Origin of the sequence: Streptococcus sp. ST16 (genome assembly GCF_046098135.1) — a bacterium.
Classification (GTDB): domain Bacteria; phylum Bacillota; class Bacilli; order Lactobacillales; family Streptococcaceae; genus Streptococcus.
Map to the genome: position 1 here is coordinate 28,857 of NZ_JBJUSE010000009.1, position 25,868 is coordinate 54,724.

The following is a 25,868-nucleotide window of genomic DNA, read 5'->3' on the forward strand; positions in this document are numbered from 1 at the left end:
TCTCACGACTTTCTGATAGAATCTTCTGGATACTGCGCACGCGCACCTCCGATTAGTTTGGGACGACTAGCTAGAGCTGTTACATGGGCATGCCCAATTTCTCTCAAAAGAGGGCGAATCGGAACCTGAACATGCTTAACATGCATGCCAATCGCAGTATCTCCGATATCCAATCCAGCATGGGCCTTGATGAATTCGACCTCAACTGGATCCTGCATAAACTTGAAGGCTGCCAACTGACCCGAACCTCCCGCATGAAGAGTCGGAAGGACACTGACGATTTCCAGACCAAACTGCTCTGCCACCTGACGTTCAACGACGAGGGCTCGATTGACATGTTCACAACCTTGAACAGCTAGATGAATTCCTTTTTCCTCTAGGATATCTAGGATGGTTTTCACGATGATTTCCCCAATTTCTTGACTGGATTCCTTGCCAATCTGACCACCTATCACCTCACTAGAAGAAAGGCCCAAAACAAAGATAGCTCCTTGCTTCAAATTAGCTTTGTCTATTACATCTTCTACAATCTGGCTTGTTGCTCTTTGAATGTCTTTTTCCTTCATACTTGATACCTCTTTTGTCACTATCTATCATATCTTTTTTTACTGATTTTATCAAGGCCAACTAATCATTCTGAATTTTAAAAGCAAAACTCCCAGAATAGACTGGGAGTTAGCTAATTTCTATTTTATTAATGTATATTTCAACCGTCGTCCCTTTTGAGGGTACAGAATTGATCTTCATCTGGTAATTGTCTCCAAAATGAAGTTTGAGTCGTTGGTTGACATTTTGTAGGCCAACTCCCCCACGTTTGAGCTGACTTTGACTACTATCGCCCACAGCTTGGAAGCCAACGCCATCATCCTCAATGCGGATGACAAGCCCTGTATCCTGTTTCTGAACAGAAACTTTAATATGTCCCTGACCTTCCTTCTCCTTGATGCCATGGTAAAGAGCATTTTCTACAAGAGGTTGCAACACCAGTTTAGGCAAGACTAAATTATCAAAGTCAGGCTCTTCATCAATCTCATACTCCAACTTATCACCATAGCGTTGTTTCTGGATAAAGAGGTACTGGCGGACATGATTGATTTCATCAGAAAGAGAAATCAAATCCTTTCCTTGATTGAGCGCCAAGCGGAAATAGGTTGCCAAGGACTTGGTCACCTGAACCACTCGCTGACTATCCTGAAATTCAGCCATCCAGATGATAGTGTCCAAAGTATTATAGAGGAAATGGGGGTTAATCTGGCTCGACAGTGCTTGAAGTTCATACTGCCGGGTTGCTTCTTCCTGCCTGCGCACATCTGCCATCAACTGATCAATCTGATCCAACATGGCATTAAACTGGCGAGTCACTTCTCTCAGTTCATAGGCGCCAGCTTCCTTAGCACGCAGATTTCGTGTACCAGAAGCAATTTCCAGCATGGTTTCTCTCAGATCCTTCAAAGGGGCAATCCAGCGTTTGAGACTGAACCACACCAAGCAGAGACAGGCAAGAAGAGATAAGACACTAGCACCAAGCAAGGTCCACATGAGTTGACTCCGAATCTGGTCTAACTTCTCCAACGAAGACACGCCTATAACCGTCCAATCAGTACCTGCAATCTGTTCCTGACTAACGTAGGATTGATGGTCTAGCGTATAGCCCTGCCCCGTCTCGATGTAGGGTTTCATGGCCTCCATTTCACTCGCTGAGCTATAGACAGTACGTTTAGGATGGTAGACAAATTCATGATTTTCATTGATGATAAAGGCAAAACCCTGCTGGCCTAACTGGAGTTGGTTGAGATAGGCTTCCAAGGTTTCGTAAGAAATGTCTAATCGAAGCACTCCAAGATTGGCCCCCTCTGCATCAACCAGTTCCTGAGTAACAGAAATGACCCACTGACTGTCTGATTTACGAGCTGGTGTCAAAACTGGCTTAGCTCCCTGATGAATGGCCTTTTGGTACCAATCCTCAGCCATCATATCTGAGGAAGTTTTCATCTGCACACTGTCATCAGTGGAAATGACCTGACCGGATTTGGTCACCAGCACAACAGTTTTCAAGTCCTGGTCTGCCTTTAAGATGGTCAAAAACAAATCTCGGATTCCCTTGACCTTATCTTGACTGGGATTCTCAGCATAGGCCAGGACATCCTTCTGCTGGGTCAAACTGGTCGAGGTGGTTTCTAATTTTTTGATATAAGACTGAATAAAGTGGCTAGTCTGGCTAATGGTCGTTTGGCTATTGCCTTCAATAGTAGCCTCAATGGCTGAAGAACTAGAGTGATAGTAGAAAGTCCCAACCAGAGCTAAAAGAATGAGAAAGACTAGAAAGATGGAAATAACCATTCTGACTAGGAGAGACGAACGCTTCATCGACCTTCCCCCTTCTTAAACTGACGAGGTGTCACACCTGCAATCTGTTTAAAACGTTGAGTAAAGTAGTTCATATCTTCAAAGCCAACCTTTTCGGCTATCTCATAAATCTTTAAATCCGTGGTCAGAAGTAAGAGCTTGGCTTGTTTGACACGCTCTCTCACCAGGTAATCCTGAAAAGGTAAGCCCAACTCTTTCTTAATCAAGGAACTCAAATAAGTTGGGCTAAAGCCCAAGTCACTGGCCAAGCTCTTTAAACTAAACTGACTATCAGCCAGATGAGACTGGATCTTCTGAGCCAGGTTTCCTTCAAACTTATCGGTTAATAAATCTTGTAACTGCTCTTCCTTTTCTTCCTTGTCTAGTTTTTGCTTGATTTTCCATAACATTTCCTCAATATCCTGACGAGAAAAGGGCTTGAGCAGATAGTCATCGACACCGAGTTTGACAGCAGACAAGGCATAATCAAAATCATCGTAACCCGTTAAAAAGACCAAATGCACTTGTGGATAGGTTTCTCGTACCAGACTGGCCAACTGGATGCCATTTAGCTGAGGCATGTTGATATCGGTTAAAATGATATCCGGCACTTGTTGTTGAATCAATTCCCAAGCCTGTCTTCCATTTTCAGCCTGACCGATGATTTCCATATCGTAGGCTGCTACATTGACCAACTTGGTCAAGCCTTGTCTTACCAGATATTCATCTTCTACGATTAAGATTGTGTAGGTCATGCTTCTCTCCTTTGTCACTTACTAGTATCAGTATAGCAAAATTCTCCTCTAACTGCTTAGGAAAGCCCTCTTAATCAACATAATCTAGTAAATAAGCATAGCCTTTTTCTGCCATTTGATCTTTGGGAATAAAGCGGATAGAGAGACTATTGATACAGTAGCGTAAGCCCCCCTTGTCCTGTGGTCCATCTGTAAAGACATGGCCAAGGTGAGAATCTCCAACTCGGCTTCTTACTTCCATGCGTGTCATATTGTAAGACTTATCTTCTTTGTAGGTGGCAACATCTGGGCTGATTGGTTGGGTGAAACTAGGCCAGCCACAACCAGACTCAAACTTGTCCTTTGATGAAAAGAGGGGTTCACCAGTTGCGACATCCACATAGATACCGGATTCAAATTTATCCCAGTAGCGGTTTGAAAAAGCTCGTTCTGTTTGATTTTTCTGGGTAACGGCATACTCCTCAGGTGACAAGGTCTTCTTCAATTCCTCATCACTTGGTTTAGGATATTTGCTGGCATCGATGACGGGATAGGCCGCCTGATTAACATTGATATGGCAGTAACCATTTGGATTTTTCTTGAGATAGTCTTGGTGGTAATCCTCAGCCACTACAAAATTCTTCAAGGGCTCCTTTTCAACTGCTAGAGGTTGGTCGTATTTCTTAGCCACTTCATCAAAGACTTGGTTGATTACCTCCAAATCCTTGTCATCTGTGTAATAAACGCCGGTACGATACTGGGTCCCCACATCATTTCCTTGTTTATTTTTGCTGGTTGGATTGATGATCCGGAAGTAATGAAGCAGGATTTCCTTGAGGGAAATTTGGTTAGCATCATAGGTGACATGGACGGTTTCCGCATGCCCTGTTTGGTTAATCAATTCGTACTTAGTTGTTTCCCCTCTACCATTTGCATAGCCTGAAACGGCATCTGTCACTCCGGAAACGCGTGAGAAGTATTCCTCAACTCCCCAGAAACATCCTCCAGCTAGATAAATTTCGTGCAAGTCTGCGTCTTTACTGACTTCTGCTTTTTTCACTGTTTTTCCTCCTTGGCTAACTGACGCTTTCTCAATTTGTGAGCTATCTGTCTGCCCTGCATTTCGCATCAATAAAAAATAGAAACCGGTTAGGGCTAGGAGAATGACCCCTGCCAAGACAAACAATTTTACTTTATCATTCATGACTTTTCCCTACCCCATTTCTTTCAATTCTTTTAAAATCATATCCTTATCCATAAAACCTGGTTGTGTTTTGACCAGCTTGCCTTCCTTGTCTATAAAGGCTTGAGTTGGATAAGAACGAACACCATAACTTTCCAAGAGTTTGCCTGACGGGTCAATTAGAACTGGAAAATTTTTATAATCCAATCCCTTGTACCAATTCTTAAAGTCTGCTTCAGCTTGTTCTCCCTTGTGGCCTGGTGACACCACTGTCAAGACCACATAGTCATCACCTGCATCCTTAGCAATTTCGTCCGTATCTGGAAGGCTAGCTAGACAGATGGAACACCAAGAAGCCCAGAATTTGAGATAGACTTTCTTGCCCTTGTAATCAGACAAGCGGTAGGTCTTGCCATCTACTCCCATCAGTTCAAAATCATTGACTGCCTGACCTTTAGTCGCAGTTTGCGCACTGACTTGTTCTGTTTTTGTTTGCTCCTTCATAGTTGATTCGTCTGCCATGTTGTTAGCCGAACAGGCTGCCAAACAACAGATTGATCCTACTCCAAGGAGACATGTTTGCCATTTTTTCATTTCTTTTTCCTCTCTATTCAAATAATGTAGTCAAAATGGAAGCATTTCCCAAAAGCACCAAGATTCCCATCACGATAATGAGGAAACCACCCACTTTTTTGAGGGTTCCGAGATAAGGATGGAGTTTTCGAAAATGTTTCAAAACATAGCTGGAGGCGAGAGCTAGAACCAAAAATGGTAGCGCCAATCCCAGCGTGTAAACTAACATGAGACCAGCTCCCTGCCAAGCTCCTGAACCACCTGAAGCCGCCAAAGCCAAAACAGACCCCAGAACCGGACCTACACATGGAGTCCAAGCAAAACTAAAGGTCAACCCCAGTAAAAATGCCTGACTATAACCGTTAGCGTTTTGATCCTGTCTCTTTAATTGTAGCCTTCTTTCCTTGTAGAGTCCCTGCAAATGTAAAACTTCCATCTGGTGCAAGCCCAAGAGAATGATAACCGCACCCGTCACATACTGAAACCAAGAAGCATACAGCAAATTGCCTAAAAAACCAGCTCCATAGCCCAGTAAGATAAAGATAAAAGAAATCCCTGCTATAAAGGCCAGAGTTCGCACTAAACTAACAAGTGAGATTGAAATTTTTCCGCTAGAAGCCTGAGCACCATCTTTGTCATCCAACAAGACCCCTGCATAGACCGGTAACAAGGGTAAGATACAAGGAGAAAAGAAGGAAAGAATTCCAGCAAGAAAAACACTGATAAAAAAGAATACATTGTCCATTGCCTTCCTCCATTCTTTGATTTGATAGGACTATTATAGCTCCAAAACTCCAGATAAAACAGGGACAATGATAGGGAAAAATAGGAATTTAATCAGTTTATTCAGAAATCTGGCACAAAAAAAGCCAGACAAGGTCTGACTTTGATAGAAACAGAAAAGAAATCACCTGTCTTCCCTGCTTATCTGGTAATAAATAAGGTCCGCAACGTAGTCTTTTCTCTCCACACCATTGGCAATGGTTTTTAGATAGGACATTCCAGCCTTCTCCATCACACGACCTGAAGCTGGGTTGAGACTGGCGTAACGAGCTCTGACCTTTTGAAAGCCTGCTTGAGTAAAACAAGAGTCTAACACAGCTTTCAAGGCCTCTGTCATCATACCATTTCCCCAATAATCTTTTCCTAAAACATACCCAATTTCACAACTTGAATCAGACTCATTCATCTCAACGATGCTGATATCTCCTATCACTTGCTCAGGGTTTTCTTTGAGACAAATCGCCCATTTGTAATAGTTGGGATTGGTATAAGAGGCAACCCAATTTCGAATCGAACTTCGAGTCACATCAAGATTCGGATGGGGATCCCAGGTGACATAGGTCAGATTCTCAGCGGATGAAGCCCAATTTTGAAACATGGCTTCCGCATCACTCTCCACAAATCTTCTCAAGATTAAACGTTCAGTCTGTAACATTTGCGTACCGATTGCTTTCATAATGTTACCTCGCTTTCTAAGCTTAAGGCTCAAGCTAAAAAGGTCCCCCGGACCTTCTTCGCTTTCTCATTTCTAAGCTCAAGGTAAAAACCTCCACTGGAGGTTATTCTTGCTCTCAAGTTTCAAGGCAAGAAGCTAAAAAGGTCCCCCGGACCTTTTTACTCCCAAAAGTCATCAAAGACGGTGATTGGTAGATGGCGTTTGTGTTGGCCTTTATGCCACCAGTTTTCAATAATCGCTTGGGCTTCTGGGCTGATTGTTTTGCCTTCGAGGTAGTCATCAATTTCATTGTAAGTGACTCCGAGGGCGACTTCATCTGCTAGTCCAGGTTTGTCTTCTTCTAGGTCTGCTGTTGGGATTTTTTCATAGAGGGCAGGATCTGCACCAAGTTCCTTCAAAAGTTGTTTCCCTTGGCGTTTATTGAGGCGGTAAAGAGGGAGAATGTCTGCACCACCGTCACCAAACTTAGTAAAGAAACCTGTGATATTTTCCGCAGCGTGGTCTGTTCCAATGACCGCTCCGCTATGGGCACCCGCAAGGGCATATTGGGCAATCATACGACTACGAGCTTTAATATTGCCCTTGTTAAAGTCTGAAACAGGACTTCCTGTCGCTTCGACTGCAGCTGTCATGGCATCAGCTGATTCCTTGATATTTACAACTAGACTGACATCTGGTTGGATAAAGGTCAGGGCTTTTTGAGCGTCGTCTTCATCAGCTTGGACTCCATAGGGCAGGCGGACAGCGATAAATTGGTAGCTGTCATCTCCTGTCTCTGCTCGCATTTCTTCCATAGCTAATTGCGCCAAGCGCCCTGCTAAGGTTGAGTCCTGACCTCCAGAAATCCCTAGTACAAAAGTTTTAAGGAAGGGGTGTTTTTTCAAGTATCTTTTTAAGAAGTCAATGGAACGACGGATTTCTTCCTGAGCGTCAATCACTGGCTTGACACCCAGTTGCTGGATAATGGTCTCTTGCAAACTCATTCTTCTTCTCCTTCACCAAGGGCTTCCTTGCGCATCTTGTCAATCAAGTCCATCTTATCTTGCCAAATATCACGCGCCAAATCTACCGGATAGTGCTGTGGATTAAGTACCCGTTTATACTCATCCCAAAGCTTATCAAATTCCTTGCGAGCATAGGCCTGAATCTCAGTCAAGCTAGGCAAGCTGTAAACTAATGTTCCTTCTTTGAAAATATCCACCAAGAGAGGGACAGCATCAAAATTACGAACAGTCTTTTTGATGTAGGTATAAGTTGGATGGAACATCTTGATTTCAGTCATGCCGCTCACATCAACACCATCATAGGTGATGTAATCACCTTCTGACTTGCCTTTTTCACGACTGGTAATGCGCCACACCTGTTTCTTACCTGGCGTTGACACTTTTTCAGCATTATTAGACAGTTTGATGGTATTGCGCATACGACCATTCTCATCTTCGATAGCTACAATCTTATAAACTGCCCCAAGAGCTGGCTGATCATAGGCTGTAATCAGCTTGGTTCCCACACCCCAGACATCAATCTTGGCCTTTTGCATCTTGAGGTTGAGAATAGTATTTTCATCCAAATCATTAGAAGCATAGATCTTAGCCTCTGTAAAGCCAGCCTCGTCCAGTTGCTGACGGACTTTCTTGGAAATGTAGGCAATGTCCCCAGAATCGATCCGCACACCCATAAAGTTAATCTGATCACCCAGCTCACGCGCCACTTGAATGGCAGCTGGCACACCGATTCGCAACGTGTCATAAGTATCTACTAGAAAGACACAGTCACGATGGGTCGCCGCATAAGCCTTGAACGCTTCATAGTCGTTTCCATAAACCTGTACCAAGGCATGGGCATGAGTCCCCAAGACAGGAATATCAAAGAGTTTACCAGCACGCACGTTGCTGGTTCCATTGGCACCACCAATCACGGCTGCACGTGTTCCCCAGATAGCTGCATCCATTTCTTGCGCACGACGTGTCCCAAACTCCATCAAGGGTTCATCTTCAATAACCGAACGAATACGTGCCGCCTTAGTCGCTATCAAGGTTTGAAAATTAACGATGTTTAAGAGAGCCGTTTCGACCAATTGACATTGGGCTAGAGGGCCTTCCACCTGCACAATCGGTTCATTAGCAAAAACCAAGTCCCCTTCCTGGGCAGAACGAACCGTCAACTCCAACTTGAGATTGCGGAGGTAATCTAAGAACGCCCCATGATATCCAAGCGATTCCAAGTAGGCAATATCGCTATCAGAAAAGCGCAAGTCTTTAAGATAGTTCACAATTCTTTCCAAACCAGCAAAAACTGCATAACCGTTGTTAAATGGTTGCTGGCGGAAATAAACTTCAAAGACCGCCTTCTTATTGTGAATCCCTTGGTCAAAGTAAACCTGCATCATGTTGATCTGATACAAGTCTGTGTGCAAAGTTAAACTATCATCTGGATACATCTGTTTTCCTTCTTCCTTGTTTATAAGCCATGAAAGCCTTTAGTCGCTTTCCAACCATCTGATAAATTAGTACTATTATAACACATTTTATCGAGATTGATAAAAAGCTAACAAACTATTCTCCACTCTCAAGTTCATCCATATCTTGCTCAAACCTTTTTTGAGCCCATTCGCCATAACTTTTAAGGCCGAGATTGCCGATAAAAACCCAAGGAAGGTAAATCAGATAAGTAATGACCCAAGCAGACAAGTATTTAACGTTCAGAGGATTGTGCTGATAAATTTCGATATTGAATTGATAATTCTGCAACATCAAAAGAGTGGTAATAGCGAGAGTTACCAGCAAACACCCTACAATCGTAAAATGAAAACGACTATAGTGGGTCACTCCAAGTTGTCGTGCACGATTGAAAAAGAAGAAAATTCCTAAAAGAAGGGTAACCAGAAGAATATCAGGATTAAACAGAGCAGGTGCTAATACAGCCACCAAATAACTTAGCAGAATGAGCCCGATAAACGCATGAAAAGACTCTGTCCCAGCTTTGTTAATCAGTTGTTCTTCCCTTTCGTCTAGTAATTGATAATAAAATAATCTATTTTTCATCTTCTTCCTCCCAAACTTGCTGATTTCTGCGATTCAAGTATAGGATAACTCTATCCATGGAATAACTCCCAACGAGATAGATAATAACTGCTAGAACCACTTTTAGGGAGTACTTCCAAGTCAATAGACTGACCAGTTCCTCGCGATTGCCTACGATATCAATCAATAAAATCACTATAGAAAATCCCAAAGCAGATAAAATTCTTTCTTTTCCAGTATTCTCAACAATATCTCGAATATCAATTCCTACATACATGCGGCGAATAATGGCATACAAACCTACTCCAATCAATAAAAGTAATTCTGGTGAATAGGATAGAAGCGTTAAATTAAAAATATAAACTTTGGCAAAAATTTCCAGTGCCAAAAATAGGCACATTCCCAAAAGAATTTCTCCTGAAATCTTTCCATCCAATTTTTCCGTACGTTCATCTTTGATCACAAGTTTTTTTCTATTTTTCATCTTCTTCCTCCCAAAATAGTTGGTCTAATGTTTTTCCTAAGCATCTGCAAATGGACTGGCAGAGGGAGAGACTAGGATTGTATTTCCCAGCTTCAATCAAGCCTATAGTCTGCCTAGTAACGCCCACAGCTTCTGCCAAATCCCCTTGTGTTAAATCACGCTCCACCCGAGCTAATTTTAATTTTAAATTTTTAGCCACTAGCGTCCTCCTTCACATTTTTAAAAAGTTGCGCTTCTTTTAAAAACATTATACCATATATCTAACTTAATGCAATATATAGATGTCATTTTGTAAGATTTTATTAACAAAAACTATCTACTACAAAAAATAGAGAGTGTCGCCTTTAACAAAAAACTCTCTACCACAAAAAATAGAGAGTGTTACCTTTAAATATAGGATTTCAAAATATCGACGACATCACTTCTTTTCTTGACCCGATGGGCCTTGATGCCTAATTTCTGAGCTGCGTTTGTATTGTCCTCAATATCGTCTAGAAAGACACAATTTGTAGGATCTAGCTGGTATTTATCAAGAATCTCCTTAAACATTACCAAATCAGGCTTTATAGCTTTTATATCACAGGATAAGGCAAAGCCATCTAAAAGTTCTTTTAAGGGAGATAGTTGCTCTTCCAGCAAGTCATAAAATACCTTTGAGGTATTGGACAAGACAAAGATGCGATGCCCCTTTTTCTTTACTTCTGACAAAACAGGAAACACTTCCGTATAAATAGCGATATAGCTAGGCCAGTTCCAGATAACCTCCTCAACCTTCTTTTGATAGGTCCTTCCAATCATCAACACAACTTTAAGGACTAATTCTTCTCTCGTCATGGTTCCAAGATCTAATCTTTCCCAAAGCCCCGACTGAAAAATGGCCTTATCTAAAATCAAATATTCTTTCTTCGTATCCGAAACACCTTGCAAAATCTTATCTTTGTTCCATTCTAATAAAACGTTGCCCATATCTAGTATGATATTCATTAGCCCACCTCCATAGTGATGTTAAGATTTCCTATTTGATTTATACTTTCATATTTAGCTTACAAATCCTTTTGGTAATAGTATCTTTGTCCTGTATAGGGATAGTCTTGCAAGGTAAAGACTTCCTTGTAGCCATGCCTTTTATAAAAATCTGGCGCTTGAAACTGGTAAGTATTGACGAAAGCAAAACAACAGTTTCGATTCTTAGCTTCACTTTCTGCCTGTTGCAATAGTTTTGAACCGATTCCCTGTTCTCGCAATTCCTCTTTCACAAACAAATACTCGATTTCCAACCAATTTCCGAAAGTCTCTGCTACTAAGCCTGCCAAGAGATTGCCCTTTTCATCTTCGACATAAAGATTCAGTGGCTCGCTTTCAGCCTCTTCTCGTTTGGAACGATTATAAGTACGAATCAAATTTCCTATTTCTTGCGCTTTCTGAGACGCCTTATTTTCAAATATAAAGTGCATCCAAACCTCCTTAGAACTGTTACAGCTTGATTATAATCTTATTCCAATAGACTGTCAAACTAGAAAAAAACTCACCAAGCTGAGTTGATGAGTTCATGAGTTATTTTCTAAATTTCCACTGGCTATAAATTCCGAAACCGATAATCCAGATAGCTGAACCAATTGCTCCCATAAAGGTAGATTCTTGTAAAAAGAGGGTTACAAAGACAAAGATAAAGAAGAGCATGGTTAAAGGATTTAGAAAACGGTAATGGGGCATGAGGTAGCCATCCGCCATGAAGTCTTGTGACTTGCGGTATTTGAGATGAGCCACCATGATCAAGATATAAATCGCGATGTAAACACCTGATGAAGACGCCGTAATCAAAGCAAAGGCGTCGGAAACACCTGGCAAAACATTGATAAAGGCAGCCAGAGCAATCAAGATTGCTGAAGCAATAATAGCATTTTGTGGAACATTATGGCGAGAGAGAGTATCTGCCTTGATCGTTTTTAGGAAGCGATTGGGTGAATCATGAGCAATCTGTTAGAGGTGTCGCCCTGTTGAATAGAGGGTTGAATTAAGAGCAGATGCTGCCGACGTCAAAACAACGAAGTTAATTAAAGCTGCCGCCCACTTGATACCTGCCAGCTCAAAAACCGTTACAAATGGTGAATCTGAAGAAGCAAGTTCTCTCCAGGGAATAATAGACATAATGGCTAATAGAGCACCGCCATAGAAGAAGACAATTCGGAGAGGAATTTCTTTAACTGCTTTGGGCAAAACCTGACGAGGATTCTTCGTTTCAGAGGTTGTCACTCCGATAAATTCAATCATCAGATAAGCAAAAAATACCATTTGAAAGGCCATGACAAAGTTCATGACTCCATTTGGAAAAAGAGAGAATTGATTGCTGATATTTGCCAAACTTGCGGCACCATATGGTGTTTCAAATCCTGTCAAGACCATAAAGACCCCTGTTGCAATCATAGCTAAAATAGCCACAATCTTAACCATAGCAAACCAAAACTCGACTTCTCCAAAGAGCTTAACCGCAATCAGATTGACCAAGGCCAAAATCGTTAAAAAAACAATCTGAATCAACCAACTAGGCCAAGAAGGAAACCAAAACTGAACATAATGCGAAATCGCAGTGATTTCTGCCATACCGATAAAGACAACAGACAACCAATAAGACCAAACCGAGAAATACCCCCAGCCTTTCCCCAAATGACGGGTGATAAAGTTGATAAAAGTATGTTGTTCTGGATCCTGATATAGCATCTCCCCAACAGCCCTCATCATCAAAAACATAAAGGCTCCTGTAATCATGTAAATCAGGATGATAGAAGGTCCAGTAAGGCTGATAGAACGACCAGCACCTAGGAAAAGTCCTGTTCCGATTGTCCCCGCAATGGCCATCACCTGAACATGGCGATTGGTTAAACCACGCTCCATTTTATTTTTTTTCTTATTTGAACTCATATAGTCTCCTATTTATTCAAAAAATCAAAAAGGAGTTGAGCAAGTCAAGACCTCCACTACTCCATTTTCATTCTATTTAGGCCGTTTTTTCAACCTTTAAAATTTTGACATCGTAACTACCAACAGGTGTCTCAATCGTAACAATATCGCCTGTTTTTTTGCCGATCAAAGCTTGTCCAATCGGACTTTCATTTGATACCTTCCCAGCGAAAGCATCCGCACCTGCAGAACCGACGATGATGTAGACTTCCTCTTCCTCTTCACCGATTTCTTGGATGGTTACTGTCTTACCGATAGCTACCTCATCTTGGGCAACTGCATCGCTATTAACAATTTCAGCATAGCGAATTTTGGTTTCTAGACTTGAAATTTGTCCTTCAACAAAAGCTTGTTCATCCTTAGCTGCTTCGTACTCGCTGTTTTCTGAAAGATCCCCGTACGAACGAGCAATTTTGATACGCTCTACTACTTCAGGACGACGAACAAGTTTCAATTCTTCTAATTCTTTTTCTAACTTTTTCTTTTCTTCAAGGGTCATTGGGTAAGTTTTTTCTGCCATTTTTTCAACTTTCTTTTCTATTACTTTTTTAAAACAAAATTATGTGGAAAACCACATAATTTTAGTTTGAACTACTTGATTGTGTTAATTTACTATTGATATGTTCTGCAACGTTTTGGTCATGCTCTTCTTTTGTCGTTGCAAAGTATACTTTACCGTCTTCAACATTAGCTACAAAGTATAAGTACTCACTCTTTGTCTGATTTACACTTGCTTCAATCGCATCGAGGCTTGGACTACCAACTGGTCCGGGCATGAGGCCAAGATGTGTATAAACATTATAAGGTGAATCAATCGTAGTATCAATTGCAGTATCATCAGCCAAGCTAATCTTTTGGCCAAGTTTTCCTTCAGCATACAAGATAGCAATGTTGCTTTGAAGTGGCATACCAAGATTCAAGCGGTTATAGAAGACTCCCGCAATCAATTTACGATCTTCGGTCTTAGCACCTTCTTTTTCGACAAGAGAAGCAATACTGAGCAATTCATTAACTGTCAGATTCTTTTCTTTTATCGTAGTGTAGTACGGTGACATAGCCTTGTCCATAGCTGCTAACATATCATCAATCAAGCTTTCAACCGTAGTGCTGTCTTTGATAGTGTAGGTTGCTGGGAAAAGGTAACCTTCAAGGCGATAACGAACCCCACTGTCTTTTGTTGGAAGACTTCCAAGAAGGTTTGGATACTTGGCTACTAGTTGGGAGATGAAGGTTTCATCTTGAGCTTTTGCCAGGAAAGCATCCGCTGTAAGAGGTTCTTTAAAATCACCTTGGAGTTGACCTACTGTCTGAGCAATTTGCTCTAAAGTATAACCTTCCGGAATAGTTAAGTTCGCAAGCACTGGTTCTTGAGGTTCAGGAGTTCCACCTTTTTGCAATTCTTGAATTAAGTCATCCGTACTCATGCTCTTCTTCAAATTGTAATAACCTGACTTCAAGTCTGAACCCTTATACTTAGAATAAATACTAAAGATAAGTCCATGTTTGACCAAACCAGATTTTTCCAAAGTGCTCCCAATTTGTTGCACATTTGATCCTTCTGGAATTTGAACTGTCACATACTCCTTAGAGCTCGCATCAACAGGTTTCAAAGAGTCTTGAACATAACCGTACCCAAAATATCCACCAGCAGCCACAAGCACCAAAAGAACTAAAAAGGTTACTAGGAAACCTTTGGCTTTTGATTTCTTCTTTTTCTTGGTTGGTTTTTTACCTTTACGGCGACGGTTACGACGTGATTCCTCCGTTAATCTGTCTGAGGATCCAGTTGAAGCTAGCGCTTCAGCTTTATTCTCAGAAGAAGCAACTGATGTATTGGCCTCTTCTGTCTTATAAGTCACATCTATCTTGGTCGGAGTATCGTTAAATTCTTTTTCTTCAGGTTCAAGTTCAACTGGTTCCACCTTAGGTTGAACGGACTCCACTACAGGTTCTTCAGCTGGATGAATCGTTTCTACTAGAGGTTCTTCAGATTCTACAACTTCAATCTTGTCAATGACAGGCTGTCTAATCTCTTTCTCTTCTTTTTCATCCGTTTCATCAGCTTCAGCACTCGAAAGTGGAGGAACACTCGGCGCATTCTTTAGAATTTTATCGACAACAGATAGGGAATCAGCCATCAACTCTTCTGTTGAAGCATCAGATTCAGGATTTGCAGGAGTTACTGAACTAGCTTGAGATGATGAAGCTGTCAGATTTGGAATGTCTACTTCTTTCTCTCTTCTATCTTGTTCTTTTACTCTCTCTAAATCACGTAGAATCTGCTCTTTAAAGCTTAATTTTTCTTCTTCTCTTGATTTTTCAGTCAAAAGCATTACCTCCTTGTTGACAATCCATAATATTATATCTTAAAAGTTACAGAAAAGCAACAAAACATCCCTTTCTATAGCTATGATTCTCATTTTTTAAGGTTGCCAAACCATATCATACCAACTTTCACCCGCAAAGCTTGACTGGGATACCCCCTCGTTAACAAAGCCATTTTTTTCATAATAAGGGATGAGATAGTCATGACAGGTCAAATTGATACCTTCTCGTTCATGTTCTAAAGCGACTTCTTTCAGAGCCCTTAACAGTCTTTTTCCCACGCCCAAGGCTTGTGCCTCCTTAGCTATGGAGAGACAGGTCACAGAGATATAGCCTCCAGGTCGATGGCTATAGTCTTTTATCTCTTCTGTAAAGGATTGATCTTGTAGATGACGATGTGGGACGACTGGACCTTCAATATACCCAAGGATACGTCCCTCCTTTTCAGCTACGAGAAAACTGGTCTGAATTTCACGTAAGTGCGCCTCAAAGACCGAACGAGGAATCGCTTCTTCAAGGGAGAAATTCTCCAGCTCTATATCTAAAATTTGATCTAAATCCGAAAATCTTGCGTGTCTGATTTTCATACTTCCTCCTGATAAAAAGGATTGGCCCAAATCAGAGCCCATCCCGAAAATCTTGCGCATGAAGCTTCTGGTACTTCTTCCTCAACAAAGCCATTCATCTCAAAATAAGAGAACAAGTCATCAGGACAAGTCAAGCGAAGATACTCATACCCTCCTTCCACCGCCACTTGTTTCAAGCTAGCAAGAAGAAGGGTCCCCAAGCCTTGCCCGCGATGGTCAGGATGAATAGCTAATGATCTTATTTCTACCCATGTGGGATGGAGAGACTGAGACTCTCCTAAAACATAGCCTAGGAGCTGGTTTTCATCTCTAGCTACAAGAAAGGTATCCGCAATCTTACGGATACTCTCTTCTAAAAACTCGTAGCTCACTATTTCTTCTGAGGATAAACAAGATTCTTCAATTGCTACAATTTCTTCTAAATCCGATAATGTAGCCCGTCCTATGGTGATTGGAATTTCCATTCTTTTTTCTTATTGGACGTTACTTGTCAAATTAGACAAAAGACGTTCAAATGAGTACTCATAGGTTTGGATGTCTCCTGCTCCCATAAAGACATAGACTGCATTATCATGCTCAAGGAGTGGTGATACATTTTCAACTGTGATGACTTGGCTTTTCTTCTTATTTTTATCTGCTAGGTCTTCTACCTTGACGTCACCATGGTCCACCTCACGGGCTGATCCATAGATTTTCGCCAAGTAAACAGCATCTGCCTGGCTCAAAGCTTTAGCAAAATCGTCCAATAGGGCAATGGTTCTAGTAAAAGTGTGTGGTTGGAAGATTGCAACAATTTCCTTGCTTGGGTATTTCTGACGAGCCGCATCTAAGGTCGCAATGATTTCCGTTGGATGGTGGGCAAAATCATCGATAATAATGGTGCCATTGACAACCTTTTCAGTGAAACGACGCTTGACACCAGCAAATGTTTTCAAGTGTTCACGTACCAAGTTCAAGTCAAATCCTGCTGTATAAAGTAAACCAATAACGGCTGTCGCATTCATAATATTGTGACGACCAAAGGTTGGAATGTGGAATTGACCCAACTCTTGTCCGCGGAAATGAACTGTAAAGGTCGAACCAGTTGTAGAACGTAAAAGGTCGCTAGCTACAAAGTCATTTCCCTCAGCATCAAAGCCATAGTAATAGATTGGAGCATTGGCTGTAATCTTACGCAACTCAGCATCCTCACCGTAGACGAATAAACCTTTGGTAATTTGCTTAGCATAGTCATTAAAGGCATTGAAAACATCCTCTAGACTAGTAAAGTAGTCTGGATGGTCAAAGTCAATATTGGTGATAATAGAGTATTCTGGGTGGTAAGGCATGAAGTGACGCTCATATTCGTCAGATTCAAAGACAAAATATTTGGCATTAGCCGAACCACGACCTGTTCCATCTCCAATCAAGAAGCTAGTGTCTGTGATGTGAGACAAGACATGAGACAACATACCTGTCGTTGATGTCTTACCATGCGCTCCTGCAACCCCCATGCTGACAAAGTCACGCATAAAGCTACCTAGGAATTCATGGTAACGTTTGTAGCTGATACCATTTTTGTCGGCATAGGCGATTTCAACATTGTTATCTGGACGAAAGGCATTTCCAGCAATAATTTCAAGATCCCCTTGCAGGTTCTTTTCATCAAAAGGAAGAATCGTGATCCCTGCCTGCTCTAGTCCACGTTGAGTAAAGTAGTATTTTTCAACGTCTGAACCTTGAACCTTGTGTCCCATTTGGTGCAACATCAAGGCCAAGGCACTCATCCCTGATCCCTTGATTCCAATAAAATGATATGTTTTTGACATGTTTTTCTCCCTTACTCAGTGATTCTTGTCAGATTCAACTCTTGGGCAACCTGACGTTCCTGTTCCGTTTGCTTATTCTTTTTATTATAGATTTGACTCTTCTTTAGAAAATCATAGTTGTTCTTTTTAGCTTTTCCTGTTTGGGCTTTCGGAGTTGGAGTTACTACCTGGCCTGCTTCCTCGGCTAGAATATAGTGGGACTGGCTCAAGTTTTTACTAAACTTGGCAAACTCACCTGGATTTTCCTTTTGAAATGGTGCTGTTGGTTGGTTTCCTTGACGAACAAGTGTTGAACCATTGTGTCGTCTAGTATGACTAACATCCTGAGTCAAATACTTGGCCGAACGTTTCTTCTTCAGATCCGCACGCGCCTCTTCTCGAGCCAATTCAGCATACGTTTTTTCAACTTTTTTAGGTTCTGGACCTGGTTCTGACTCCTTGCTAGCTGCCGAAGTAGTTACAGCCTGTTCCTCATTGATAGGAGACCATTCCAAATAGTTTTTATCGCGGTAATCACCCTTGATATTGCTAATAAAGTCTGACTCATCGTACAAGTCCATGACTGGCATTTTAGTCAGCATGATTTCATCATCTGACACCAATGGAAATCGATCTTGTTTCATTTTGTATTTCCTTTCAACACTTCATTATAGCGTATTGTCTTGATTTTTCAAGTGCTGGCTTCAGAAATCCCTAAAATTTCTCGAATTTCTGCCAGACTAAGACTCGCACGCGATTCCGTCCCATCTAAAACTTGGGAAACTAGGTGTCTCTTCTGTTCTTGGAGTTCTTGAATCTTTTCTTCAATGGTTCCTCTAGTAATCAAACGGTAAACCTCTACCTTCCGCTCCTGTCCCATTCGGTGAGCTCGTCCGATAGCCTGGGCTTCGACAGCAGGATTCCACCAGAGATCCACCAGGATGACGGTGTCAGCTCCTGTCAGATTGAGACCGACACCACCTGCCTTAAGGGAAATGAGAAAGATATCCCTTTCCCCTTGATTAAATATTTTGGTCATCTCTTGTCGGTCTTGAGCAGGAGTTGAGCCCGTAATTTTGAAGGAAGTCAAGCCCAAATTTGGGAGCCCTTGCTCGATTTTTTCCAACATTCCTTTAAATTGAGAGAAAATCAAGACCCGATGCCCACCATCTGCCACTTGTAGCAATAAATCTCGGAGACTATCCAATTTACCACTGGCTCCCTGGTAATCGTCCATGAAGAGAGCTGGCGTATCGCAAATCTGGCGCAATCGCATGAGGCCAGATAAGATTTCTACCCGACTTCTCTGGAATTCTTGATCTGTCACTTGGGCTAGTCGGTCTCGCATCTGTTGCAACTGGGCTAGATAGATGGCCTTCTGCTGCTCTTCCAGTTCATTTTTATAGACGACTTCGATCAGATCAGGCAGTTCTGTAAGGACTTCTTCTTTCTTACGCCTCATGACAAAGGGCTTAATAAACTGCGCGACCCTGTCAGCCGGTAATTTCATAAACTCCTTCTTGTTAGGTAAGAGTCCCGGAAGCACAATTTGAAAGATAGACCACAACTCTCCTAAATGGTTTTCGATAGGCGTACCTGACAAAGCAAAGACTGCCGGCACCACAAACTGGCGCAAACTCTGAGCAATCTTAGTCTGGGCATTTTTCATGACCTGGGCTTCATCTAAAAAGAGAAAATCAAAAGCCATCTCTTGATAAAGCTCGCTGTCTTGACGAAAGGTGGCATAGCTAGTCACATAGATTTGGTGATTTTCAGAAAGGATTGCTTCTCGATTCGCTTTCAAACCATGCACGACAGCCAAATCCAACTGTGGGGCAAATTTCCTGAATTCATCTGCCCAATTGTAGATCAGACCTGACGGAGCTAAAATCAAGACCCGACTATCTTCTGTCACCTGACTAGTCAAAAAAGCGATAGTTTGCAGTGTTTTTCCCAGTCCCATATCATCTGCCAGAATGCCACCAAAACCATAGTGATGAAGCATCTGGAGCCAACGAACACCCTTTTCCTGGTAGTCTCTCAAACTCGCCTGCACCCGTATATCTCCCAAAGGAAAATCCTCTGGATGGGTCAAATCATGAGCTAAATGCTGAAATTCTTCCGAGAAGGATATCCTGTCTCGACCTTCAAAAAGCTGAGAAAGGCTATAAGCTAGGGATTTTCGCGCTTGGAAAGAACCATCTTTTAGCTCAACCCCCAGTTCCTGCAAATTTTGACGAATCTGCTTGGTGTCCTCATCAAAAAAGTACACTTGATCAGAAGAACTGATATAGAAATCCTGATTGCTGGTCAGGGCTTTAAGAGCTTGATCAATCTCTTCTTGGGCAATCCCTTGGAAATCAAACTGAATCTCCAACAGTCCTCCCTTGGACTCAATCTGAACCTGAGGTGCTTGGACACTGTAGAGCTGATTTATCTCATCAGACAAGAAAACCTGACCCAACTTCTCAAAAGCTGGAATCGTATGGTGAAAGAAAGAATAAACTGCCTCTGGCTTCAAAGCCTGTCTCCAAGACTGAAAGTCAGCCTCAAACCCAGCTCCTAAACAGACTTGAAATAGCTGGTTTTCCAAGACGGCATCGCTTGAAAATGGTAATTGTTCCAGCTGTTGGCGACTAGTCACCTTAACCTCTCCATAGTCGAACTGGATATCCAAGCGGATGCGGCCGTCATCCTCCCTATCAAAGTAAAAGATTGGTGAAAAGGGTCTGATTCGCAAACGCTCGGGGGCAGACACTGTTCCTAGCTGTCCAAACAAAGGCAAACAGGCGGCTAGGCGATCACGATCATTGTTGTCAAACTGGAGGCATTTTCTCCCTCTCTCCTCCTGAGGAAGCTCCTTGATTTCCTTTAGTAGGCTGATTTGTTTAGGATTTAAGAGATAAAAATTCCCCTTATGAAAGAGAACCGCTCCCCCATAGAATACGTTAACTCGGTCAGTCTCAGAAATTTCCATCTCAAAATAATCGGGATACTCCTGCACGGAAAAAGAGAACAATTCTGCATCAGGTTCTAAATCATGAAAGAGAAGATTTTCATAACTATCGATCTGGTGTTCAAAATGAAAATCTTCCAAGTTCATCAGCAACTCCACTCCCTGCTCAAAAAAGGTCAGAGGGAAAAAGAGGTGACGACCTTGATTGGGGAAAAAGAGGTCTTGACTCAGCCCCTCCTCAATCAAGCCACATAAAAAAGTAAGAACATCTTGACTAGCTGTATCAAATGCATCCCATGACAAGTCATTTTCATAGTGTTTCCCAATCATATATGGCTTTCGATGGACCAAGACCTTCAAAAAGAGAGGGATATCACGAATGACATAATATTTTTGACTATCAACTAAACCGATTCGGAGAGTCCAAAGGAGGCGATTGGTTCCAGCTTCCACCTGGCCTTGAGCCGACAAAGTGTAGATTTTCTCTCTCTTCTGAGGTTGGATACGCTCCAAAAAACTACCGCCAAAACTAACCTTGGTTTCGACCTCTTCTTGCTCTTCATGTCCTTTTTCTAAGGCTTGTAAAATCACCTGGCCTTCTTCATCATTCTTCAGATAATGCTCGAGCGCTGCTAGGTGAACACAGTAACCTCTTTTTTGGAAAAAATCGCAAGCACAAAAAACCAGATCATCCTCTAAACTGTAGCGCAAGTCTTCTCCCGCCACACGAGTATAGAGGCGATTCCCTTTTTCCTTGATAATCTCAATGTTGCCTGTTTCATAGAGTGTAACACCCTCCATGCGCAACTTTCCTGGAATCAATTTAGCCATAGTTACCCCTTTATCTTATCTTTTCATTATACCACATTTTTCCCTATGAAAATAGCCTTCTAGGAAGACTTTTCTCCTAGAAGGCTGGATTTTTAAAGTGTAGCAAAAGTGGTCACGATGCGTTGACAAACCTCTTCCAATACTGACTTCGGCATGGCTACATTGAGGCGGGCATGAAGAGTTCCCTTCTCCCCAAAGTCCAAACCTCGGTTGAGGATGACCTTGGCTTCATTCTTCAAAAGCTTTTGCAAGCGGTCATCCGTTAGGTCATAGGCTGAAAAATCCAACCAGATCAAGTAGGTACCTTGTGGTTTCATGACCTTAATCTTGGTTTCGTTGCCCAAAACATCCACTACATAGTTAATGTGGTCCTCGATGACTTCTTTTAGTTCTCCTAACCAGTCCTTGCCATAACGGTAGGCAGCTTCTGTCGCCAAATAACCCAAGCCTGAAATTTCATGCTGGTTATTGGCCAACTGGCGTTTCTGAAAAGCCACTCGAAGTTTAGAATTTTCAATGACAGCATAGGAATTTTTCGTCCCAGCAATATTAAAGGTCTTAGTGGCACTGCTCAAGATAAGGGCAAAGTCTTTAAAATCAGGGTCAATGGTATTGAAAGATTGGTGTTTGTGACCAAAGAGAGTCAAATCTTGGTGAATCTCATCTGAAACAAGCAAGACACCGTGTTTTTGGCAGAGATGACCAATCTTTTCTAACACTTCCTTTTCCCAAACACGTCCACCAGGATTGTGAGGATTGCAAAGGATATAAAGCTTCACATCCTCTTCCACCATATCCTTCTCCAACTGGTCAAAGTCAATCTCAAACAGACCATTCTTTTCCACCAAAGAATTGGTAATCAATCGGCGATTGTTCAGTTTGACACTGCGGGCAAACGGTGGATAGACTGGTGTGTTAATCAGAACAGCTTCTCCTTCTTTTGTAAAGGCTTGAATGGCTGTTGAAATAGCTGGTACCACTCCCTCGATAAAGACGAGAGCATCTTTGTCAAAGTGATAACCGTGTTGGCTGGCTTCCCATTCTTGAACCGACTCAATCAAAGCGTCGCTTGCATAGGTATAGCCATAGACCAACTGATCTGCGTAGGCTTGTACAGCTTGTCGAACTTCAGGCAAGACTACAAAGTCCATATCCGCTATCCAAGCTGGTAGAACTTCTCGATCGGCTTCTGCCTCTTTCCATTTATAGGTATGGTGTCCAAAACGATTGGGCAGGCTTGTAAAATCATATTTTCCCATATCTGTCTTATCCTTCCAAGGCTTGGCGCAAGTCCGCAATCAAATCTCTAGCATCTTCAATCCCAATTGACAAGCGCAAGAGGTCATCTGTCAAACCATAAGAGTGACGTACTTCTGCTGGAATATCCGCATGGGTTTGAGTAGTCGGATAGGTGATCAGGCTTTCCACTCCACCCAAACTCTCAGCAAAAGAGAAGACCTTGAGGCTGTTTAAAATATGAGGAATACGTTTTTCGTCCACTACTTTAAAGGAAATCATGCCTCCACGTCCTGTATAGAGAACTTCCTTGACTGCGGGAGAAATTTCTAGAAAAGCTACTATTTCTCGCGCATTAGAGGTAGAACGCTCCATACGAAGTGGTAAGGTTTTAAGACCACGAATCAACTGATAACTATCAAACGGTGACAAGACCGCACCTGTCGTATTCAAATTGTAGAACAGTTGTTCATATAGTTCTAAACTATTAGTCACAACTACCCCAGCCAAGACATCATTGTGGCCTGCTAGATACTTGGTTGCTGAATGAAGGACAATATCTGCACCCTCTTCAATCGGTCGTTGGTAAATTGGGCTGTAGAAGGTATTGTCCACCACTACTTTGGCACCCTTGGCATGAGCTAGTTTTGCAAGTTTTGCAATATCAAATTCTAACATCAACGGATTGGTTGGCGTTTCGATATAGAGAACATCCACATCTCTCTCTAACTCAGCAACCAGCTCTTCTTCTGTATTGGCATAGGTGAAATGAAAACGACCTTCCTGTTCCACTTGGTTAAACCAACGGAAAGAACCCCCATAAAGATCTCGCACTGCTAGGATCTTACTTCCTACTGGAAAGACACTAAAGGCCAGTACAATCGCAGCCATACCTGAGCTCGTTGCTAGGGCGTAGTCTGCCGATTCGATTGCAGCCAAGACTTCCTCCGCCTTACTGCGAGTTGGGTTTTTAGTACGGGTATAGTCAAATCCCGTAGACTGACCGAACTCTGGATGCTGATAGGTTGTTGAAAAATGAAGTGGCGTCACCAAGGCACCTGTCGCCTTATCTGACTTGATTCCCGCCTGGGCTAAAATTGTATTGATGTGTCGTTCTTTGCTCATACAGTACCTCCAAATCTATAGTAACTATTGTACCACTTATTTTCACTAACTCATTTTCTTGTTTTCAAGAGCTAGTTATAGTTGCAAACTATATAAAAACGATAGTTCCTTGAGAAACTATCGTTTTTCCTGTTGAATAGAATGGTTATTTAACGTGTTTTGCCAGTTCTTCTTGGGCTTTTTTATTGGATTCTTCTTTTTCTTTCAACCATTTTTCTTTCGCTTTTTCATACTCATCAGTCGTTACAGTCTTATCTTGTAACTTGAGGTACTTGTATGATTCGACACCCTTATTTCCAGCTTGTGAGAATGGCGCTGAGAATGGAACTGTCTTTCTCAAGCTAGGTGTTCCACCTTGGGAAACGTTTGGAATTGCAAGGGCGCTATCAACAAGCCAAGCTTGAATTTCAGCATATTTTTCATAACGTTTTGCTGGATCTTGCTCCTTGTTCGCTTCTTCCAACATTTGAGTGTAAGTATCCAGACCAACTGCCTTAGCCTTGTCATTAACCTCACCTGGTTCTAGACCAAGGTTTTGTAACATACCACCGTTATTGACATTTAAGATATCAAGATAGCTTGATGGATCCAAGTAGTCAGCACTCCAACCGCCATTATAGATATCAAAGTCTTTTTGAGCTGCCGTTTGAGCAAGATAGCTAGAATTATCGTAGTCATCTGTTGATAATTGTTGGATATCGATAACCACATTCTCAGCTCCTAAAACAGATTCGATGGATTGTTTCAAAGAGCTTGCTTCAAGTACACCTTTTTTAGCTGATTGGTCTACAGATACATCCAAGTGGATTGGGAATTGTACACCCTTAGCTTCCAATTCTTTCTTGGCTTCCGCAAATTTAGCTTTAGCCTTGTCAGGATTGTAGTATGGGTCTTGCGCGTCCGCAAAGTTGATTCCTTGCCATTCTTGGCCATAGTTGACCATCTTTTCTGAAACAACATCGCCAAAGTCTTTTCCGTTGATACTTACAAATGTAGGAGGTACCACTAGGTTACGAATAATCTTTGTTGCTCCTTCTTCCCCTTGAGATTGTGCTCCATAGGCTGTACGGTTATAAGCATAGTTGAAGGCTTGACGGAAGTTTTTATTCAGAACTGCTTCTTGGGTTGATTTCTTTTCGATATCTGAGGATTTAGACGTGAAGTTATAAGATTTTCTGTCCAAGTTGAAGTTCAAGTAATAAGAAGTTGCGTTTTGCATACTATAGATGATGTTATCCTTGTTCTTCTCTTTAATTCCTTCAAAGCTTGAGCTATTTGGGTAGAGACGCGCGTAGCTGTATACTCCTTCTACGAAGTTACGAGCTAGGGCATCTTGGTCACTACCATCATAGTAAGTCAATTTCACATCATCCACAAAGACATTTTTAGCATCCCAGTAATTTGGATTTTTCTTGTATTCGATAACAGATTTTGAAACAAACGATTTCATCAAGAAAGGTCCACTGTACAAAATGCTAGAGGGATCTACCTTACCAAAATCATCCCCTTTTGATTTCAGGAAGTCTGCATTGACAGGGAAGAGAATGGTTGAAGTTGTTTTAGAATTCCAATAAGGTTCTGGACGTGTCAAAGTGTACTGAACTGTTTGGTCATCAATCGCCTTAACACCGACAGTTGAAAAGTCAGTTGTTTTACCGTTGATATAGTCATCCAAACCTGCTACAGAGTCTTGAACCAGGTACAAGGCCTCGGATTTTTTATCAGCAGCATATTTCAACCCAGTGACAAAATCTTGGGCCGTTACAGGGGCGTATTCTTCACCCTCATAAGTATACCATTTTGCATCCTTACGCAATTTGTAAGTATAGGTCAAACCGTCCTGAGAAACAGTCCAATCCTCTGCCAACGATGGAACATAGTTACCGTATTGGTCGTTTTCCATCAATCCATCTACCAAATTAGTAACGATGTCGTTGGTTGTTGCCCGGTTTTCTGCAAGATAGTTCAAACTAGATGGATCGCTCGAATAAACATAGTTATATGTTTTAGAAGAACTAGTTGAGTTTCCACATGCGCTCAGTAAGATACCTGCGCTTAACACGACACTTGCAAGTGTCAGATACTTGGCCTTAGACTTTTTCATTTCCAGAACCTCCTGTTTTAAAGATTTGTCTTATTATACAGCTTTAGTTTTATTTAGTCAAGTAATTTCTGAAGAAAAACTTAAAAAACAGATTTTTCTACTCTTGATTTTAGAAAAAGTTCTCCTTTTTTAAGAAAAATGTACTATAAAAACCTTT

General features: G+C 41.8%; 24 protein-coding genes and 1 pseudogene. All 25 read right to left on the reverse strand.

Features of this window, described 5'->3' with window-relative positions; genetic code table 11:
• Positions 1 to 2 precede the first annotated feature (2 nt).
• The 25 genes and pseudogenes from ACIY14_RS06575 to ACIY14_RS06695 all read right to left on the reverse strand — a co-directional run bounded on the left by ACIY14_RS06575 (position 3) and on the right by ACIY14_RS06695 (position 25,711).
• Complete coding sequence (locus ACIY14_RS06575; RefSeq protein ID WP_247917651.1) at positions 3 to 566, reverse strand: TIGR01440 family protein; 564 nt, start codon at positions 564 to 566, stop codon at positions 3 to 5.
• A 109-nt stretch (positions 567 to 675) separates the two neighbouring features.
• Complete coding sequence (locus tag ACIY14_RS06580) at positions 676 to 2,367, reverse strand: sensor histidine kinase (protein WP_409002008.1); 1,692 nt, start codon at positions 2,365 to 2,367, stop codon at positions 676 to 678.
• Positions 2,364 to 3,101, reverse strand: a complete 738-nt coding sequence (locus ACIY14_RS06585) for a response regulator (RefSeq protein ID WP_409002009.1) — start codon at positions 3,099 to 3,101, stop codon at positions 2,364 to 2,366. The genes ACIY14_RS06580 and ACIY14_RS06585 overlap by 4 nt, the downstream gene beginning before the upstream one ends.
• A 70-nt stretch (positions 3,102 to 3,171) precedes the next feature.
• Positions 3,172 to 4,284, reverse strand: coding sequence for a peptide-methionine (R)-S-oxide reductase MsrB (msrB, locus tag ACIY14_RS06590; protein WP_409002010.1), 1,113 nt, complete (start codon positions 4,282 to 4,284; stop codon positions 3,172 to 3,174).
• A gap of 9 nt (positions 4,285 to 4,293) precedes the next feature.
• Positions 4,294 to 4,857, reverse strand: a complete 564-nt coding sequence (locus tag ACIY14_RS06595) for a redoxin family protein (protein WP_409002011.1) — start codon at positions 4,855 to 4,857, stop codon at positions 4,294 to 4,296.
• A 13-nt stretch (positions 4,858 to 4,870) separates the two neighbouring features.
• Positions 4,871 to 5,581 carry a thiol-disulfide oxidoreductase-associated membrane protein CcdA2 gene (gene ccdA2 / locus ACIY14_RS06600; protein ID WP_409002012.1) on the reverse strand — a complete coding sequence of 237 codons (711 nt, stop codon included), beginning with the start codon at positions 5,579 to 5,581 and terminating at the stop codon, positions 4,871 to 4,873.
• A 162-nt stretch (positions 5,582 to 5,743) separates the two neighbouring features.
• Complete coding sequence (locus ACIY14_RS06605; RefSeq protein WP_409002013.1) at positions 5,744 to 6,295, reverse strand: GNAT family N-acetyltransferase; 552 nt, start codon at positions 6,293 to 6,295, stop codon at positions 5,744 to 5,746.
• Between the two features lie 158 nt (positions 6,296 to 6,453).
• Positions 6,454 to 7,278: an ammonia-dependent NAD(+) synthetase gene (gene nadE / locus ACIY14_RS06610; RefSeq protein WP_409002014.1), complete on the reverse strand. Its 825-nt coding sequence runs from the start codon at positions 7,276 to 7,278 to the stop codon at positions 6,454 to 6,456.
• Positions 7,275 to 8,735, reverse strand: a complete 1,461-nt coding sequence (locus tag ACIY14_RS06615) for a nicotinate phosphoribosyltransferase (protein WP_409002015.1) — start codon at positions 8,733 to 8,735, stop codon at positions 7,275 to 7,277. The genes nadE and ACIY14_RS06615 overlap by 4 nt, the downstream gene beginning before the upstream one ends.
• Positions 8,736 to 8,850: 115 nt before the next feature.
• The gene (locus ACIY14_RS06620; RefSeq protein WP_409002016.1) at positions 8,851 to 9,339 is read right to left on the reverse strand and encodes a DUF6773 family protein; all 489 of its coding nucleotides are present in this window, start codon (positions 9,337 to 9,339) and stop codon (positions 8,851 to 8,853) included.
• On the reverse strand, positions 9,329 to 9,802 hold the full coding sequence (locus tag ACIY14_RS06625) for a DUF6773 family protein (RefSeq protein WP_000797305.1): 474 nt from the start codon (positions 9,800 to 9,802) through the stop codon (positions 9,329 to 9,331). Before ACIY14_RS06625 ends, ACIY14_RS06620 begins: the two co-directional genes overlap by 11 nt.
• Entirely contained in the window at positions 9,792 to 10,001 is a 210-nt protein-coding gene (locus tag ACIY14_RS06630) for a helix-turn-helix transcriptional regulator (RefSeq protein ID WP_001107502.1), read from the reverse strand. The genes ACIY14_RS06625 and ACIY14_RS06630 overlap by 11 nt, the downstream gene beginning before the upstream one ends.
• 188 nt (positions 10,002 to 10,189) lie before the next feature.
• Complete coding sequence (locus ACIY14_RS06635) at positions 10,190 to 10,786, reverse strand: HAD family hydrolase (protein WP_409002017.1); 597 nt, start codon at positions 10,784 to 10,786, stop codon at positions 10,190 to 10,192.
• A gap of 59 nt (positions 10,787 to 10,845) precedes the next feature.
• On the reverse strand, positions 10,846 to 11,256 hold the full coding sequence (locus tag ACIY14_RS06640) for a GNAT family N-acetyltransferase (RefSeq protein ID WP_409002018.1): 411 nt from the start codon (positions 11,254 to 11,256) through the stop codon (positions 10,846 to 10,848).
• A 100-nt stretch (positions 11,257 to 11,356) separates the two neighbouring features.
• A pseudogene (locus ACIY14_RS06645) lies at positions 11,357 to 12,721 on the reverse strand (amino acid permease).
• A 76-nt stretch (positions 12,722 to 12,797) separates the two neighbouring features.
• Positions 12,798 to 13,280, reverse strand: coding sequence for a transcription elongation factor GreA (greA, locus tag ACIY14_RS06650; protein ID WP_000818770.1), 483 nt, complete (start codon positions 13,278 to 13,280; stop codon positions 12,798 to 12,800).
• Positions 13,281 to 13,341: 61 nt separating this feature from the next.
• Entirely contained in the window at positions 13,342 to 15,093 is a 1,752-nt protein-coding gene (mltG, locus tag ACIY14_RS06655; RefSeq protein ID WP_409002019.1) for an endolytic transglycosylase MltG, read from the reverse strand.
• A 90-nt stretch (positions 15,094 to 15,183) separates the two neighbouring features.
• Positions 15,184 to 15,672 (reverse strand): GNAT family N-acetyltransferase, encoded by a 489-nt coding sequence (locus ACIY14_RS06660; RefSeq protein WP_409002020.1) that lies wholly within the window; start codon positions 15,670 to 15,672, stop codon positions 15,184 to 15,186.
• Complete coding sequence (locus tag ACIY14_RS06665; protein ID WP_409002021.1) at positions 15,669 to 16,136, reverse strand: GNAT family N-acetyltransferase; 468 nt, start codon at positions 16,134 to 16,136, stop codon at positions 15,669 to 15,671. The genes ACIY14_RS06660 and ACIY14_RS06665 overlap by 4 nt, the downstream gene beginning before the upstream one ends.
• 9 nt (positions 16,137 to 16,145) lie before the next feature.
• Positions 16,146 to 17,480, reverse strand: a complete 1,335-nt coding sequence (murC, locus tag ACIY14_RS06670; protein WP_409002022.1) for a UDP-N-acetylmuramate--L-alanine ligase — start codon at positions 17,478 to 17,480, stop codon at positions 16,146 to 16,148.
• Positions 17,481 to 17,491: 11 nt separating this feature from the next.
• Positions 17,492 to 18,103 carry a cystathionine gamma-synthase gene (locus ACIY14_RS06675; protein WP_409002023.1) on the reverse strand — a complete coding sequence of 204 codons (612 nt, stop codon included), beginning with the start codon at positions 18,101 to 18,103 and terminating at the stop codon, positions 17,492 to 17,494.
• A gap of 47 nt (positions 18,104 to 18,150) precedes the next feature.
• Positions 18,151 to 21,246, reverse strand: coding sequence for a DEAD/DEAH box helicase (locus ACIY14_RS06680; protein ID WP_409002024.1), 3,096 nt, complete (start codon positions 21,244 to 21,246; stop codon positions 18,151 to 18,153).
• A 92-nt stretch (positions 21,247 to 21,338) separates the two neighbouring features.
• Positions 21,339 to 22,505, reverse strand: coding sequence for a MalY/PatB family protein (locus ACIY14_RS06685; protein ID WP_409002025.1), 1,167 nt, complete (start codon positions 22,503 to 22,505; stop codon positions 21,339 to 21,341).
• Positions 22,506 to 22,512: 7 nt separating this feature from the next.
• The gene (locus tag ACIY14_RS06690) at positions 22,513 to 23,607 is read right to left on the reverse strand and encodes a cystathionine gamma-synthase (RefSeq protein WP_409002026.1); all 1,095 of its coding nucleotides are present in this window, start codon (positions 23,605 to 23,607) and stop codon (positions 22,513 to 22,515) included.
• A 145-nt stretch (positions 23,608 to 23,752) separates the two neighbouring features.
• Positions 23,753 to 25,711 carry a peptide ABC transporter substrate-binding protein gene (locus ACIY14_RS06695; RefSeq protein ID WP_409002027.1) on the reverse strand — a complete coding sequence of 653 codons (1,959 nt, stop codon included), beginning with the start codon at positions 25,709 to 25,711 and terminating at the stop codon, positions 23,753 to 23,755.
• Positions 25,712 to 25,868 lie beyond the last annotated feature (157 nt).